Below are 16396 nucleotides of genomic sequence, written 5' to 3'. Positions count from 1 at the left end.
ACTCTCGTCTTGGGGGTGCGCGATCACAGGTGCGTGCCATCACGGCGTCGGGAATGGGAGGGAGTGTGCCTCACCGAACACGCCATGTCCAGTGCTGCGGAGCCGGCCATTTCGGTATAGCCTCAATGCACGAAGTGGGACTCTCGACCCACTTTGGAGTAGCGAATACAATTGCATGCCAACATGTTTAGCGTTGCGCATGAATAATGAATTCATGTTCCGTGATCGTGAAAACGTTGCGGGCGATTGTGAATCACTGATAGGTTCGCTTCCCGTTGGCGGCGCGCATCACACCGGCGTCTCATGCATGACCGCGACCACACCATCACCACCCGACAGGCGAATTGAGGTAGCCGACCTTGGTCAGTTTCGGACTCATCGAGGAATGGGATCCCCGCCCCGGTCATCTGACCAGCTGGGTTGCCTCACTCGCCTCTGTCACACAAGCCGACCGCGCACCCGCCCATCCGGTGCAGGCTTCCCACCAGCAGGAGGCGTACCTGCAGGCCGCCGCGCGCAACGAGTCCGCGGGGTTCCGATTCTCCCGACTCTGCCTGATGGCATTCGATATCCAAGCGCCCCTGAATCATTCGGCGATGACCACGGCCATCAACCAGTTTCTTCGTCGCCACGACACCTTTCGTTCATGGTTCTCCGTCGATGAGAACGGCGCCGTCGTCCGGCGCGTCGTCGACCCGGACATCATCGAGTTCATCCAGGTGGATCACGGTCCGCGCGACAGCGCCGAGGAGATCCGTGCACACGTCCAGGAGGACACCTCCGGACCATCGCACTGGGACTGCTTCACCTTCGGGACCATCGAGTGGGATGGCGGCTTCACCCTCTACAGCGCCGTCGATCACCTCAATACCGACGGCATGTCACAGGCGATGACCTGTCTGGATCTGTCGACGCTGTACATGAACGCGGCATTCGGCACCGATGCTCCACTCAGTCCCGTCAGCAGCTACGTCGACTACTGCGATCGTGAACGGACGGTCTCTCGGGCACTGACGCGCGAGTCGCCGCATGTACAGCGCTGGATCGACCTGGTGCAGGCCAACAACGGTGAACTGCCCCGGTTTCCATTGCCTCTGGGCAATGAACCGGAGGGCCATACGCGCAGCGCGCACCTGTCGACGACGGTCTTCGACGAAGCCACCGCCCAGCGATTCGATGATGCGTGCCGCGCCCACGGTGCCAACATGATCGCGGGCATCATGGCGGTCGCTGGCCTGCTGTACGCCGAATTCACCGGCGAGACAGAGTATTTCGGCATGACGCCGAAGAGCACCCGGAGCGGCCCGGAGGAGATGCGGGCGGTCGGCTGGTTCACCAGCCTGATCCCGGTTCCCCTCACGATCGCCGAGGACGCGACCTTCGGGTCGGTTGCCGCGCAGGCGTCCCGCAGTTACCTCGCGGGCAAGGAACTCACGGACGTGTCCTTCCACCGAGTTCTCGAACTCGCGCGGCCCGACGACGGACTGAGTGTTGCGCCGGGCTGGACGGTTCCGATGATCTCCTACATCGATGTCCGAAAACTGCCCGGCATCGAGATCTTCGACGCGAGCAACGGCTGCCTCTTCGGCAACCGCGGCAGCAGCGAGGAGGTGTATCTCTGGATCAACCGTTTCAGCGACTCGACGTCGGCGACACTGCTGTATCCGCATACCGACATCGCCACGGAATCGATCCAGCGCTACATCGCCCGGTTCATCGAGGTCCTCACGTCCATCGCGCTGCACGGCGACTACCGACTCGCGGTTCCGGCGCTCACTTCGTGACCTACTCCCGGAACCGAGCCGGCCCTGCCGATCGACCGGCAGCCGAGCCGCCCCTCCCCGGTGATCGGGCAGCCACCGAGCCGCCCACTCCCGCTGATCGAGTAGCCACCGAGCCACCCCCTCCCGCTGATCGAGTAGCCACCGAGCCACCCCCTCCCGCTGATCGAGTAGCCACCGAGCCGCCAGGCGAGGAGGCGTATCGAGATCACACCGCGCATGTCGACCGCGGCACCTGGGCGGCATTCGCCGGATGCCTGATCGGCCTGTTCATGCAGATGCTGGACACCACGGTCGTCAACATCGCGCTACCCGGCCTCACCGTTGATCTCGGCGCCTCCACCTCGGAACAATTGCTCGTCCTCGCGGTCTACACGCTGGCCTTCGCATGCACCCTGCTCACCGCGGCCACCGTCGGCGCACGCGTCGGCAGGCGACGCATGTTCATCGTCGCGATGCTTCTGTTCACGGTGTTCTCCATCCTGTGCGGGCTGGCGCAGGATCCGTTGTCGCTGATCATCTTCCGTGGCGCCCAGGGCGTGAGTGCAGCGGCCATGTCGGCGCAGACGCTCGCGCTCATCGCCGCCCTGTTTCCCCCGTCACGGCACGGACTGGTGTTCGGCGTCTACGGCGCGGTCGCAGGTCTCGCGGCGATGCTGGGGCCGGTCGTCGGTGGCGTGCTGGTCTCTGCCGACGTGTTCGGGTGGGGATGGCGAATGGTGTTCCTCATCAACGTCCCGCTCGGCATCCTCGCGGTGCTTGTGGCGCGGCGGCACCTGCCCGTCGCCCGCGATCCGGCGCCCGCCCGGCCCGACATCGTCGGCATGGTCTTGTCGGCCTGCGGATTGTTCCTGCTTCTGTATCCACTGGCGGTCGGCCGCGAACAGGGCTGGCCGCCGTATCTCTGGGCGATGGCGGCCGCGGCGGTGGTGATGCTGGGGGTATTCATCCGGCATCAGCGACGTCTGGAGGCACGTGGCGGCGCTCCCCTCCTGCGTCTCGGGCTGTTCGCCTCGCGACGCTTCGCGCGGGGGCTGGTGCTCTCGCTCCTCTTCTTCAGTGTCTTCGCCGGATTCTTCTTCACGATCTCGGTCTCCACCCAGTTCGGACTCGGCTATTCGGCATTGCGTGCCGGTTTGCTGACCCTGCCCTTCGCGATCGGGGCTGCGATCGGTTCGCTGTGCTCGCCGCTGGTGGTCGCCCGCATCGGTGCCGCTCGAGTCCTGGCCCTCGGATCCGTGACGCTCGCAACGGGTTTCGCATGGCTCGCGGTCGCGTTGACACCGTCGTCCGCCGCACTGGCGGTGCCCGCGGTTCTCACACCGCTGGTGATCGGGGGCGTCGGCACGGGACTGTTCGTCGCGCCGCTCCAGACGGCCATTCTCGCCGACACGACCCCCGAGAACATCGGCTCGGCGTCCGGTTGCATACCGACCGTGCAACAGATCGGCGCCTCACTCGGACTCGCCGTGGTCACGATCTTCTTCTTCGGCCAGGTAGCAGGCCAGACCACCCCCGCCGTCACTTCGGTGCGCGCCGAACTCGTTGCAGCCCTGGAGAATTCGTCTGTCGATCCCATGTTCCGGTCAGCCGTCGCCGATCGATTCGCGTATTGCGCCCACGCACAGCTGACATCGGCACACCCGGATCGTCCGGTGGCCGGATGCTCGGCCTCGACGACGTCGGGGGACCTCGCCTCCCGTGTTGCCGCTCAGGCGTCCGGCGAACTCGCCGAGGCGGCCCGGGCGGTCGCCGCCCGCACATTCCTTGCCGCGTTCCGGATCACGCTCTGGGTGCTGGCCGGACTTGCGGCGGGCATCGCGCTGCTGGCACTCACCATGCGGGCGCCTCATAGATGACAAACACCCCGCGTCCGCCGGAGCGGACGCGGGGTGCGTCGAATGCGTGGGCGAATGGCCCCGACTTTGTCAGGACTGTCCGACCTCGAAACGGGTGAAGCCCTTGATGGTCGCGCCGGCCTCGTCGAGTACGGCGCCGACCGTCTTCTTCGAATCCTTCACGAACGGCTGGTTCACCAGCACCGCGTCCTTCATGAAGCCCTTCAGGCGGCCTTCGATGATCTTCGGCAGTGCGGCCTCCGGCTTGCCCTCGGCCTTCGCGGTCTCTTCCGCGATGTGACGCTCGTTGGCCTTGACGTCCTCTGGGACCTCGGCCTCGGTGGCGTAGGTGGCCTTCAGCGCGGCAACCTGCTGAGCGGCGTTGCGTGCCGCCTCGGCGGCAGCGTCGCCCTCGCCCTCGTAGGACACCAGGACACCCACCGACGGCGGCAGGTCCGATGCGCGCTTGTGCAGGTAGATGGCGACCGGGCCGTCGTAGGAGACGACACGGCGCAGTTCGAGCTTCTCGCCGATCTTCGCCGAGAGTGCCTGCACGGCATCGGCGACGGTGCCGTCGCCGAGTGCGGTCGCCTTGAGTGCCTCGACGTCGTTGGTCTTGGCACCCGCGGCTGCGGTGAGGATGCTGTCGGCGAGTTCCTGGAACTCGGCGTTCTTGGCGACGAAGTCGGTCTCCGAGTTGAGCTCGATCATCACGCCGTCCTTGGCGGCGACCAGGCCTTCGGCGGTCGACCGCTCAGCGCGCTTGCCGACATCCTTGGCGCCCTTGATGCGGAGTTCCTCGACGGCCTTGTCGAACTCGCCGTCGTTGTTCTCGAGAGCCTTCTTGCAGTCCAGCATTCCTGAGCCGGTGAGCTCGCGAAGCTTCTTCACGTCGGCTGCGGTGTAGTTCGCCATCGGTGGCGAGCCTCCTTCGAAGAGTTGTCGGATGACTAGGGCCGGACGAGGCCGGCGACATCACTGTGGTGATACGCCGGCCCGTGGTGCTCGGCCGAATTACTGGGCGGACGCGGGCGGCTCGGTGGCGGAACCGGCGGCCGCTGCGACCTCGGTTCCCGAGGCGGCCTGCGTGAGCAGTTCCTGCTCCCACTCGGCCAGCGGCTCGCCGTCGCCCGCGGCCTCCGGCTTGGCATCGCCCGCGGCCTGACCGGCACGCGCCTGCACACCTTCGGCGACGGCCGAGGCCACCACGCGGGTGAGGAGTGCGGCACTGCGGATCGCATCGTCGTTGCCCGGGATCGGGTAATCGACGAGGTCGGGGTCGCAGTTGGTGTCCAGGATCGCGATCACGGGGATGTTCAGCTTGCGCGCCTCACCCACCGCAATGTGCTCCTTGTTGGTGTCGACAACCCAAACGGCAGATGGCACCTTGGCCATATCCCGGATACCACCGAGGGTGCGCTCCAGCTTGTTCTTCTCACGCGTGAGCATGAGGATTTCCTTCTTGGTGCGTCCCTCGAAGCCGCCGGTCTGCTCCATGGTCTCGAGTTCCTTCATGCGCTGCAGGCGCTTGTGAACGGTCGAGAAGTTGGTGAGCATGCCGCCCAGCCAGCGCTGGTTCACGTAGGGCATGCCGACGCGGGTGGCCTCCGCGGCGATGGATTCCTGCGCCTGCTTCTTGGTGCCGACGAACAGGATGGTGCCGCCGTGGGCAACGGTCTCCTTGACGAACTCGTAGGCCTTGTCGATGTAGGTCAGCGTCTGCTGCAGATCGATGATGTAGATGCCGTTGCGGTCGGTGAAGATGAAACGCTTCATCTTCGGGTTCCAGCGACGGGTCTGATGACCGAAGTGCGCGCCGCTGTCCAGCAGCTGCTTCATGGTCACGACTGCCATGATTTCTTTCCTTTGTGTGCAGTTGACATCGATACCGGTGGTATCGATCCTGGCGCCCGCCGCTGTGGTGGACCCGGTGACCCGGGACCGCCCACCGCAGCCGTTTTCGGTACGCCTCACGTTGAGTGAGAGGCCATCCGAGCGCGGACGCGCGAAGTCACTCCATCCGAAGAGATGAAGTGCATCGGCGAGTTTACGCCGGTCACGGCCCGATGACCAAAACCGACGAGTCCGATCGCGGCCCGCCGGGAGCCGATCGGCGACCCGATGCGTCAGAAGTGGATGACACGGTCTTCGGGGGGTGTGGTCCCGATACTTCTGCTCTGTCTCCTCGTTCCATCATTCGTGCTGGTCAGTGCGCCGGTCGGTGCCGAGCCGGGACGGTATCGCCTGCCGATTCCGGGAGCGTCGACGGTCCGCGCCTTCGATCTACCCGAGCAACGGTGGAAGCCGGGCCATCGCGGTGTCGATCTCGGAGCGCCGCCCGGGACCCCGGTCCACGCCGCCGGTGACGGCATCGTGCATCACGTCGGCGTGGTCGCGGGCCGTCCTGTCGTGTCGATCCGGCACTCCGATGGCCTGCTCACCACCTATGAACCGGTTCGCGCGTCGGTGGGGCGCGGCCAACGCGTCCGGCGTGGAGACGTGATCGGCACTCTCGAGGCGGGACATCCGGGTTGCTCACCGGCCTGCCTGCACTGGGGTGCCCGCCGAGGCAGCGGTCGTGACGCCGTTTATCTCGATCCGCGAGCACTCCTCGGCGCGGTGCGGGTGCGGCTCAAACCACTCGACGGCTGAGCCGGTGCGCCGTCAGGCCCGCGGGTGGGCCTGACGATGCACCGCACGCAGACGTTCGACGCTGACGTGCGTATAGATCTGTGTGGTCGCGAGCGACGAATGCCCGAGCAATTCCTGAACTACACGCAGGTCCGCACCACCTTCGAGGAGGTGCGTCGCGGCGCTGTGCCGCAGGCCGTGCGGTCCCATGGCGGGACCACCGGCCGCCGCCACGGCACGTTGCACGACCGTCCGGGCCATGCGCTGATTGAGTCTGCCCCCTTTGGCGCCGAGGAGCAGCGCGTCGGAGGCGTCGGCGCGATCGGCGATGAGCGCCGGGCGTCCGCGGGTGAGCCACGCGGCGAGCGCGGTTGCCGCAGGCTGCCCGTACGGCACCGACCGCTGTTTGTCGCCCTTCCCGATAACTCGCAGAACACGACGATCGGCGTCGACGTCGCCGAGGTTCAACCCGCAGAGTTCTCCGACGCGAATTCCACTGGCGTACAACAGTTCCAGGATAAGGCGGTCCCGCAGGGCAATGGGGTCGTCGACTGAGGACCCCGCTTCCTGGTCCGCCGCGGGACTCGTCGCCGCGACCGCCGCGGCGGCCTGTTCGGCGCTGAGCACGGCCGGGAGTGTGCGATGCGCCTTGGGGGCCTGGAGGCGTACCGCCGGATCGTTGGCGAGGAAACCTTCACGTGTTGCCCACGCGCAGAAGGTCTTCGCCGACGACACCTGCCGTGCGATCGATGCTCGCGCCGCACCCCGCCGCGTATGGTCGGCCAGCCACGAACGCAACAGCGGCAGGTCGATGTCTCCGACGGCGACACCGCGTGCCCCGGCGTAGGCGACAAGTCCGCGTGCATCGCCGGTGTACGCGCGGACGGTGTGGTCGCTGTGCCCCTTCTCGAACGTCAGGAAGGAGGCGAAGTCGTCCAGCACTCCCCCGTCGGCGTCGCTCGTGTCGGCGTGGGTCATGCCATGAGCCAACCGTGCGGCCACTCCCTCGGCAACCGGCCACGCGGGGTGTTGCCGGATCGTTGCGTGCCCTGCAGCACCAACGCCTACAGTGCGACGCCTGCCGCTTCTTCGGAGGCCTTGAGGTCCGACTTCCACTGCCGGAAGCCCTCTTCGGTGCGTCCGCGTCGCCAGTAGCCGGAGATCGAGGCGTTCGCCGCACTCACCCCGCGTTCCTTACGGATGTAACCACGGAGGTTGTGCATCACCGCCTGAGCCTCCCCGTGGATGAACACATGCGGCTCACCGTCCAGCCATTCGGCGCCACGCACGGCCGCCACCAGTGGCGCGTTGTCGCCGGCGAGGTCGTCGCCGACCTCACCCGCCGGCGCGCCCCGGTGCAGCCAGGTGATCTCGGCACCCGCGGGCGCATCGATCGCCATCTCGTCGTCGGCGTCGGCGACCTCGATGAAGACTTTGGCGATCGCGTCGGAGGGCAACGCTTCGATCGCGGCCGTGACCGCCGGCAACGCAGCCTCATCCCCCGCGATGAGATGCCAGGGGGCATCCGCCTTCGGGCGGTACCCGCTGCCCGGACCGATGAACCGCACCGCGGTACCGGGTTCGACGGCAGCCGCCCACGGACCGGCGATTCCCTCGTCGCCATGCACCACGAAGTCGACCGCGAGTTCCCTGTTGACCGTATCCACGCTGCGCACCGTGTAGGTCCGGAGCACGGGCTGCTCCTCGGGCGCCATCGTCGCGCGAACCTGTTGCAGGTCAAATGGTTCCGGATACGTCACGCCCGGCGCCGGAAACACGAACTTCACGTACATGTCCGTGTCCCACTCGCCGGGAACACCGGTGCCACCCACCGGCACGAATCCGTCGAATCCGTCTCCCCCGAGGTACAACCGCACGAAGTGGGGCCCGACCTGCTCCCGCCGCAGCACAGTCATCGTGTTCACCGTCTTGGCCATGTGGCCTCCTCTCCGGCACCACCCTACGTGAATTAGGTAAGCCTAAGTAATTCTTCCAGATGCGTGACTCCGGTCAAGTACGCTAATTTGATCGTTCACCTCCCTGAATACCGCGCACCACCGAGGACGCCATGCCGGATCCATCACACCGTCGTGGCTCGCGCCTGACAGGCGACGACTGGGTCGACGCCGCCCTGCACCTGCTCGTCGAAGAGGGGCCGAACGCGGTCAAGGTGTCGCGACTGTGCGATCGACTCGCAGTGACCAAGGGCAGCTTCTACTGGCACTTCATCGACACCTCCGATCTGATGGCGGCCCTCATGGAGCGCTGCCATCACATGTACGAGAACTTTCGCAATCAGTTGACCGACCTGGCCGGTACACCACCGAGGCAACGCATCGAAACGCTGATCGAAATGTCGGCGGAACCAGCGCGGCGGGCACTCGAACGAGCGGCGCGATCATGGGCGGCCACCGAACCATGCCTCGCCGAATCGGTTGCCGCACTTGACGAACTGACCATCGCGGTCACGAGCGAGGCTCTCCGCGAGCTGGGCTTCGACGAGTCGCAGGCCCGCGTCCGGGCGGTGACCGCCCTCTACGCCGGAATCGGATATCTCCACAGCCACACTCAGCCCTCCACAGAGTCCGAAAATGATCGCCGGATATTCGTCGAACTTCTGACCACCCCCTGACACATCCATTCACCGATGGTCCGCGCAGCGAATGTTGACGCTGCTCACTTTCTCCGTTACGGTCAATGTAAGCGTCGTAAACATCGCTTGCGGCGGGCACTGCTCCACCGGCCGGAGAGCCAGGTGGCCGGACACGAGAGGACGATCGATGGTGCAGACCATCCTTGGAGCGAACGGTCAGATCGGGGTCGAGTTGGCGCGCGAGCTGAACAAGACCCACACCGATGACGTCAGGCTCGTCAGCAGGCACCCGCAGAAAGTGAACGACACCGATGACCTGAAGGCGGCCGACCTTCTCGACTCCGACCAGACCCGTGCCGCGGTCGAAGGCAGTGACGTCGTCTATTTCACCGCAGGTTTGCCTGCGAACGCCGAGCAGTGGGAGGCGCAGTTCCCCACGATGCTGAGGAATGCGCTCGACGCCGCCCGCACGGCCGGTGCCAAGTTCGCGTACTTCGACAACACGTACATGTATCCGCAGGATGATCGCGTACAGACCGAGGAGACCCAGTTCGCCCCGGTGGGCCGTAAAGGTCACGTGCGCGCGGAGATGGCGACGATGGTGCTCGACGAGATGGCCAAGGGCGACATCCCCGTCCTCATCGGCCGAGCACCGGAGTTCTACGGCCCCGGACGCACTCAAGGTTTCACCACGTCGCTCGTCATCGATCGGCTGAAGGCCGGAAAGCGTCCTTTGGTACCAGTGCGCGACGACGTTCGCCGCACACTCATCTGGACCCCGGACGCGAGCCGTGCGCTCGCCACTCTCGGGACAACCCCCGACGCCTACGGGCAGACCTGGCACCTGCCCGTCGACGATCAGCGTCCGACCTATCGCGAGTTCGTCACCACTGCGGCGGATGCCTTCGGCACCGACGACTCGTACACCGTGATCCCGAAGTGGGCCCTTACCGCGGCCGGGATGGTCAACGGCCAGGCCCGGGAGATCCGCGAACTGCTGCCCCGCTACGCGCACGACAACATCTTCGACTCGACCAAGTTCGCCACGCGGTTCCCGGAGTTCCCGGTGACGACATATCGCCAGGGGCTCAACGAGATTCACGACGAGGCGTGACGCGGTGACGCACGTCGTCACCATCCCGGGCTTCCCGAACCTGGTGCGGCGCAACGACCGTCGTACCGAGATCTTCGCTGGCAGAGCACGTGTCATGCCAGTTCCCAGCCGTCGTCGGCGCGGGCGGCGAGTCCGGCGACGTCCAGGCGGGCGAGCGCGCCGCGCACCGTTTCGAGAGGTAATCCCGACGAGAAGACGATGTCGGCGATCGGGATGGCACCTCGACTCGGCAACGCGTCGTGGACACGTTGATCGTCGGCGGACAGACCGTCGGTGCGGCGCGACGTGCCCCTGCCGATGTCGTGGCCATCGGGGTGGACGAGAGCGCCGATCGACCGGGCGTCGGTCACGAGTGTGGCCAGATCATCGGCGATCATCCGATGACATCCCACCGAGGTCGCCGACGTCACGGGACCCGGTACCGCCCCCAGCGGACGCCCCAGCTTGCGTGCCCATGCAGCGGTGTTCGCCGCACCGGACCGTCGCCCCGCCTCCACCACGATCACTGCTGCGGACAGGGCCGCCACCAAGCGATTTCGGGTGAGAAAGCGGTGCTTGGCCGCGGTGGTACCGGGTGCGTACTCCGAGACCAGCACTCCGCGGTCGGCTATTTCCGCAAGCAGACGCGCGTGACCCGCCGGATAGTCGCGATCGATACCGCAGGCCAGCACGGCCGAGGTCACTCCCCCCGCGGCCAACGCGGCGCGATGTGCCGCACCATCGATCCCGTAGGCGCCACCGGACGTGATCGACCAGTCGTCGAGGACCAGTCCGGAGGCGAGTTGCCCCGTGACCTGTTCTCCGTATCGCGACGCCGCACGCGACCCCACCAACGCGATACCGGTGCCGGCGATGTCATCGAGTTGTCGTGGACCGCGTGCCCACAGCACCAGTGGTTCGCCGCCCCGCGCCGCCACATCCGACGTGCCCAGCGCCATCAGCGACCACCCCGGCCACTCGGCACAGTCGCGCGTGACGATCCGGGCACCGACACGGTCGGCTGCCTCGAGGTCCTCCGCCGCCCGGTCGACCTCTGCGCGGGCCGCGGTGGCCGCGAGGACGGCATCGTGCCCGGCTGGCAGGCACCGGGCACGAATCGCCGCAGCGGCCTCGACCGGCCCGATCGCCGCACACAAATCGATCACCGGTGCACAGGGCGGTTCGGCCACCCTGGCTAGATACGCCCACGCCCGCAGCTCCGCGCTGTTCGCACTCATCCGTGGCTCCCCCGATCCCGATACAGCAGAGCCTCGGCGACCTCGTCCTGGCCGGGTCTGTCGAGTCCCTTCAGATCAGCGAGCGTCCACGCGAGACGAAGCGCACGATCTGCGCCGCGCGCGGTGACGCGGCCGTCGCGGAGAAACAGCTCGATTGGCCGTAAGTCCGTCGCCGGAAGCCGAAAGCGTTGCCGTAGAGCCGATCCCGGAACCTCGGAGTTCGTCAGCCAGCCGGCATCCTGCCATCGATCGATCGCCGCAGACCGCGCCGCCGACACACGTTCCCGCATCGCGGCACTGGACTCCCCCGAGTCCGTCATGAGCGCGGTGTTCCCCGGCGGATCCATCTGGACGCGAATGTCCACGCGGTCCATCAACGGTCCGGACAGTTTCCCGAGATAGCGTCGACGCACAAGCGCGGTGCAGACACAATCGACGTCCAGCGCCGGTGCACACGGACACGGATTGGCGGCCATGATGAGCTGGAATCGAGCCGGGTAGCGTGCGACGCCGTCCCGACGAGGGACCCGCACCTCACCTTCCTCCAACGGCTGCCGAAGTGCATCAAGGACTTTCGGTCCCATTTCCGCACATTCGTCCAGGAACAGTACTCCGCGATGCGCCCGTGACACCGCACCCGGTCTGGCGAAACCTGTGCCACCGCCGAGCAATGCGGTCACCGAACTGGTGTGATGCGGGGCGATGAACGGGGGTTCGGTGATGAGCGGGTGACCGGCACGCAGGCTTCCGGCTATCGAGTGGATGGCGGTCACCTCCAGTGACTCATCATCGCCGAGAGCAGGAAGTATCCCCGGGAGCCGTTGGGCGAGCATCGTTTTGCCGATTCCCGGCGAACCGACCATCAGGACGTGGTGGGCCCCTGCGGCCGCGATCTCCAGCGCATGCCGCGCCTCGGTCTGACCCACGACGTCGGCCATGTCGGGGATCTCGTCGGGCGGCGGCGTGTCCTGCCCGTCAACCGTATCGAGGACGAGCTCACCATCCAGCCACCGCACCACCTCCGACAGCGACGCGGCGCCGCCGATCTCGATCTCCTGCACGAGCGCCGCCTCGGTCACGTTCGGCATCGGTACGACCGCGTGCGTGTATCCCTGCGTTCGGGCCTCGACCAGAGCAGGCAGGACTCCTCGCACGGGTCGCAGCCGTCCGTCGAGTCCGAGTTCACCGAGCAAGACCGTGCGCCGCAGTCGGGTCGTCGACACCTGGTGAGTGGCAGCGAGAATGGCGACGGCCATGCCGAGGTCGAAGACCGAGCCGCCTTTCGGCAGATCGGCCGGCGCGAGTGACACCGTCACCTTCATCTCCGGAAATTTGAACGTGGAGTTGGTGATCGCCGAGCGCACACGGTCCCGCGCCTCGCGAAGTGCGGTGTCGATGTGTCCGGTCATCGAGAACCCGGGCAGCCCCTGTCCGACGTTGGCCTCGATCTCCACCATGCAGGCGGCAAAGGCGTTGAGGGCCACCGAATGCGTACAGCCGAACCCGGTCTGCCGCATCGTGCTGCTCACTCGACGACACCCTCGTGGTGCCGGATGACCGCACGCTCGGCGTCTCCCGGACAACCCGGATCGAGCTGGATGGAGACCACATCGAAGCGGATCTGACTCCAGCCACTCCCGTTGTCCACCAACCACATCCGCGTCAGGCGCCGCATGCGCGCGAGCTTGACCGGTGTCACCGCCGCGGCGGGATCGATGAAGAACCGTGAGGCCCTGGTCTTGACCTCGACGATGACCAGGGCACTGCCGTCGGTCGCGACGATGTCCAGTTCGCCAAACCGGTTGCGCCAGTTGCGCTCCAGGACCGTCCAGCCCAGCGCGCGCACATGATCGGCCGCGATGTCTTCGCCGAACCGTCCTATGTCGAGGCGCGGGTTACCTCCCCCTGCGGTGGGATCTGCGTTGTCGCTCATGGGACGAGTCTGACCCCACGGGCAGGACAGCAGGCCTCGGAAACGGCCGGACAGAGCGAATTCTGTGGATAACCGCAGTCATGTGGACAACAATTACGTCCCTCGAATGACACGCGCGGTGCCGCACGCACACGGCCGTCGGCCACCGACGATCGGTCAGGGACGGACCGCGGGGCGACCGATCACGGCTCGTCCGGCAGCCGCAGTTCCGGCTTCTCGAGTTCTTCGATGTTGACGTCCTTGAAGGTGATGACGCGGACCTGCTTGACGAAGCGCGCCGGGCGGTACATATCCCACACCCATGCATCGCTCATGCGGAGCTCGAAGTAGACCTCACCGTCGGTGTTGCGGGGTACGAGGTCGACGGAGTTCGCGAGGTAGAAGCGCCGTTCGGTCTCCACGACGTAGGTGAACTGACCGACAATGTCCTTGTACTCGCGGTACAGGGAGAGTTCCATCTCGGTTTCGTACTTTTCGAGATCCTCTGCACTCATCTGGCAAGCCTATCGTGGTCGTGTGGTGGCGGAGGCGGCACGTGCGGCGACGTTCCGGTAGGACATCCGGTGTTGCGGCGACGGCCCGTGTACGTCGAGGCGCGACATGTGATGCGCGGTGGAGTAACCCTTGTGCACTGCGAAGTCGTAGCCGGGAAGGTCGTCGTCCATGGCCACCATGATGCGGTCTCGGGTGACCTTCGCGATGATGCTGGCGGCCGCGATGCAGGCCGCCGCGCCGTCCCCACCGATCACCGGCAACGATGGCACGGTCAGGCCGGGAACCGCGAAGCCGTCGGAGAGCACGTAGCCGGGCGGCAGGTCGAGCCCGGCGACGGCGCGACGCATCCCTTCGATGTTGGCCACGTGGATACCGATGCGATCGATCTCCTCGGCCGGGATGATCACCGACGACCAGCTCGCCGCGTACTTGGTGACCGCTGTGTACAACGACTCACGCGCGGCTTCGGTGAGACGCTTGGAGTCATCGAGTTCGGCCAGCGAGGAGAGCTGCGTCGGTTTGAGCACGCAGGCCGCGACGACCAGCGGACCCGCACACGCGCCTCGTCCGGCCTCGTCGACGCCGGCGACCGGACCGAGTCCGCTGCGGTGCAACGCGAATTCGAAGGTGCGCAGACTGGCTGCCCGGCGAACCGGGGACCGCGGCGGCCAGCGACTCACCGCTCCGCTCCGCACCATTGTTCGGTGATCTCGGACAACGTGCTCGACCTCATCCCTGCGGATTGGTCGAGGACACACCACCGATCCGCGAGAAGGGATAGATGATGAATCGGGTCTTCCCGCGGATGTCGGACTCCGGGACCGTGCCGTCGAACTGCTTCGCCTGGAAGTCGGGATCGGCCGGCGACGGTGTGTGATACCGCGAGTCCGACGAATTGGTGCGGTTGTCACCCATGACCCAGACGTGACCGTCGGGCACCGTGATGGGCCCGAAGTCGGGACCGAGGCAACTGTTGAGCTCGCCGCGCTCGGTGACCGCCTGCGGATCGACTGCGCCTGCGGCGAGATTCTTTCGCTGCAGATCCATGTCGACGTACGGCTCTTTCAGCGGCTTCCCGTTCACGGTCACGCCGACGTTGTCGGAGTTCTTGCAACCCACGGTCTGCCCGCCGACGGCGATCACCCGCTTGATGTAGTTGTTCTCATCCGGCGGGGCGAACCCGAACCACGACAACCCGTCCTGCAGCTTGTGCACCACGGGATTGCTGGATCGCGGCGACATCCAACCCTCGTTCCAGCTCTCCGGAACCTTGAACACCACGACGTCACCGGGGCTCACATCGCCGAAGCGATAGGACAGCTTGTCGATGACGATGCGGTCGTTGGTGCAGCCAACACAGCCGTGGAGCGTCGGCTCCATCGATTCGGATGGAATCACGTACTGCCGACCGACGAACGTCTGGAGAAGCCATGTCAGCAGCAGGACGCAGGCGACGATGATGACGACCTCGCGGAGGATCGAACCTCCGCGCTTCTCCGGCTCGTCGTCCTTGGTCCGCCAAGGTCGCTCACCGTCGACATCGTCACGATCGGAGTTGCGATCGGTGACATCTGAAGTGCTGCGGGACTCGTCGTCGACGGTCCAGTCCGGGTCGTTGCCCGAGGAATGAGAGTCGGCCACGTCGTCAGGGTAGACGCGTCAGCGCTTTTCCTTGATCTTGGCGGCCTTGCCACGAAGATCACGCAGGTAGTAGAGCTTGGCGCGACGGACGTCACCGCGGGTGAGGACGTCGATCTTCGCGATGTTCGGGCTGTGCACCGGGAAGGTGCGCTCCACGCCGACGCCGAAGGACACCTTGCGCACGGTGAAGGTCTCGCGCACGCCGCCGCCCTGGCGACGGATCACGACACCCTTGAACACCTGGACGCGCTCCTTGCTGCCCTCGATGACCTTGACGTGCACGTCGAGGGTGTCGCCGGGGCCGAACTCAGGGATGTCGTCGCGCAGCGACTGCTTGTCGAGGAAATCGAGGGTGTTCATAATGGTGGGTCCAATCTGGCGTTTCGCGTGGACAGAGGAACCTGGCGGCCGCGTATACGATTCGCCCGACGTATCGGACGCTCACACACGAGGTTCGACCGGTTCATGCTCCGAGTCATTGGTTGTGGCCACGGCGCGCGTCCCGAACACGGGTCGTCGTCGCCAGGCAACCCGACTATTGTGCCAGACCAACCCGCCTTCGACGAAATCGTCGGTGTGCATGCCCGAGGCAGGTTCTCCCCGGTCAGTCCAGCTTGAGGTTCTTGCTGTCGTGCTTGTCCGCGTTGTCGTGCGCCTTGGGTTCAGGCGGCGCCCAGTCCCCCAGCACCGGCGGCCCGACGAGCGGTAGGTCGCCGACGATCTCCTCGCCGTTGGTTCGGCTGTGGAGATAGTGGGCCGACCGGTGTTCCTTGTCCTCGGCACGGCCGCGTGCGCCGTGGGGCGCTCCCGCCGGGCCCGTGCCCGTTCGTCCGGGAGACGTGGCACCCGCTGGGCCGGCTGTCGCAGAGGTTCCTGTTGGCGACATCGGTGCCGGAATCGCACCCGACAGCCGTCCCGCCGGACCGCCCATGCCGCCGCCGCTTCCCCCGGCACCCGAACCTCCAGCCCCGCCCCCGATGCCTCCACCGACCGCGCTGCCAAGGCCGCGCGCCGCCGCAGACCCCGGAGCGCCGAGAGCGCCCGCCGGTGCTACGCCGCCCGGGGTCGCCCCCTGTGAGGTGTTTGCGGTCGTTCCGTTCGGATCACCGAGTCCGCCGCGCGTCAGGCCACTTCCCCCGTCGCCGGAGCCACC

At 66.3% G+C, this 16396-nt stretch carries 17 protein-coding genes; 5 read left to right on the top strand and 12 right to left on the bottom strand.

The window, feature by feature from the left end; translation table 11 throughout:
* Window positions 1–359: 359 nt before the first annotated feature.
* Window positions 360–1784: a condensation domain-containing protein gene (locus AC4JJG_RS08320; protein WP_495400933.1), complete on the top strand. Its 1425-nt coding sequence runs from the start codon at window positions 360–362 to the stop codon at window positions 1782–1784.
* A 275-nt stretch (window positions 1785–2059) separates the two neighbouring features.
* Window positions 2060–3640, top strand: a complete 1581-nt coding sequence (locus AC4JJG_RS08315) for an MFS transporter (protein WP_495405754.1) — start codon at window positions 2060–2062, stop codon at window positions 3638–3640.
* 69 nt (window positions 3641–3709) lie between these two features.
* Here the strand turns inward: AC4JJG_RS08315 and tsf are convergent, their stop codons facing one another.
* Both tsf and rpsB read right to left on the bottom strand, forming a co-directional pair.
* Window positions 3710–4534: a translation elongation factor Ts gene (gene tsf, locus AC4JJG_RS08310; RefSeq protein WP_495400935.1), complete on the bottom strand. Its 825-nt coding sequence runs from the start codon at window positions 4532–4534 to the stop codon at window positions 3710–3712.
* 99 nt (window positions 4535–4633) lie between these two features.
* A complete protein-coding gene (gene rpsB / locus AC4JJG_RS08305; protein ID WP_495400936.1) occupies window positions 4634–5473 on the bottom strand; it encodes a 30S ribosomal protein S2 in 840 nt (279 codons plus the stop codon).
* Between the two features lie 267 nt (window positions 5474–5740).
* Here rpsB and AC4JJG_RS08300 point away from each other — a divergent pair, with 267 nt between their 5' ends.
* Window positions 5741–6271 carry a M23 family metallopeptidase gene (locus AC4JJG_RS08300; protein ID WP_495400937.1) on the top strand — a complete coding sequence of 177 codons (531 nt, stop codon included), beginning with the start codon at window positions 5741–5743 and terminating at the stop codon, window positions 6269–6271.
* A gap of 12 nt (window positions 6272–6283) precedes the next feature.
* On the opposite strand, the gene AC4JJG_RS08295 is transcribed toward AC4JJG_RS08300, so the two are convergent.
* Window positions 6284–7228 carry a tyrosine recombinase XerC gene (locus AC4JJG_RS08295; RefSeq protein ID WP_495400938.1) on the bottom strand — a complete coding sequence of 315 codons (945 nt, stop codon included), beginning with the start codon at window positions 7226–7228 and terminating at the stop codon, window positions 6284–6286.
* 86 nt (window positions 7229–7314) lie between these two features.
* Complete coding sequence (locus AC4JJG_RS08290) at window positions 7315–8187, bottom strand: siderophore-interacting protein (protein ID WP_495400939.1); 873 nt, start codon at window positions 8185–8187, stop codon at window positions 7315–7317.
* A 131-nt stretch (window positions 8188–8318) separates the two neighbouring features.
* Between AC4JJG_RS08290 and AC4JJG_RS08285 the strand changes: the two genes are divergently transcribed.
* Together AC4JJG_RS08285 and AC4JJG_RS08280 are read left to right on the top strand one after the other, a co-directional pair.
* Complete coding sequence (locus AC4JJG_RS08285; protein WP_495400940.1) at window positions 8319–8882, top strand: TetR/AcrR family transcriptional regulator; 564 nt, start codon at window positions 8319–8321, stop codon at window positions 8880–8882.
* Between the two features lie 148 nt (window positions 8883–9030).
* Entirely contained in the window at window positions 9031–9957 is a 927-nt protein-coding gene (locus AC4JJG_RS08280; protein ID WP_495400941.1) for an NAD-dependent epimerase/dehydratase family protein, read from the top strand.
* 92 nt (window positions 9958–10049) lie between these two features.
* On the opposite strand, the gene dprA is transcribed toward AC4JJG_RS08280, so the two are convergent.
* From dprA to AC4JJG_RS08240, 8 genes are all read right to left on the bottom strand, one after another.
* Window positions 10050–11174, bottom strand: coding sequence for a DNA-processing protein DprA (dprA, locus tag AC4JJG_RS08275; RefSeq protein ID WP_495400942.1), 1125 nt, complete (start codon window positions 11172–11174; stop codon window positions 10050–10052).
* On the bottom strand, window positions 11171–12691 hold the full coding sequence (locus AC4JJG_RS08270) for a YifB family Mg chelatase-like AAA ATPase (protein ID WP_495401036.1): 1521 nt from the start codon (window positions 12689–12691) through the stop codon (window positions 11171–11173). Before AC4JJG_RS08270 ends, dprA begins: the two co-directional genes overlap by 4 nt.
* A gap of 8 nt (window positions 12692–12699) precedes the next feature.
* The gene (locus AC4JJG_RS08265) at window positions 12700–13107 is read right to left on the bottom strand and encodes a YraN family protein (protein ID WP_495400943.1); all 408 of its coding nucleotides are present in this window, start codon (window positions 13105–13107) and stop codon (window positions 12700–12702) included.
* A 182-nt stretch (window positions 13108–13289) separates the two neighbouring features.
* Complete coding sequence (locus AC4JJG_RS08260) at window positions 13290–13601, bottom strand: DUF2469 domain-containing protein (RefSeq protein ID WP_495400944.1); 312 nt, start codon at window positions 13599–13601, stop codon at window positions 13290–13292.
* 9 nt (window positions 13602–13610) lie between these two features.
* Window positions 13611–14282, bottom strand: coding sequence for a ribonuclease HII (locus AC4JJG_RS08255; protein ID WP_495400945.1), 672 nt, complete (start codon window positions 14280–14282; stop codon window positions 13611–13613).
* Window positions 14283–14331: 49 nt separating this feature from the next.
* Entirely contained in the window at window positions 14332–15243 is a 912-nt protein-coding gene (gene lepB, locus AC4JJG_RS08250; RefSeq protein WP_495400946.1) for a signal peptidase I, read from the bottom strand.
* Window positions 15244–15261: 18 nt separating this feature from the next.
* Entirely contained in the window at window positions 15262–15603 is a 342-nt protein-coding gene (gene rplS / locus AC4JJG_RS08245) for a 50S ribosomal protein L19 (RefSeq protein WP_005176683.1), read from the bottom strand.
* Window positions 15604–15847: 244 nt separating this feature from the next.
* Complete coding sequence (locus tag AC4JJG_RS08240; RefSeq protein WP_495405753.1) at window positions 15848–16174, bottom strand: hypothetical protein; 327 nt, start codon at window positions 16172–16174, stop codon at window positions 15848–15850.
* Window positions 16175–16396: the final 222 nt, after the last annotated feature.

It is taken from the genome of Gordonia sp. B8661-1, assembly GCF_059427765.1.
Note: the sequence above shows the minus strand (reverse complement) of the source record. Positions and strands in the feature narration are given on the sequence as shown.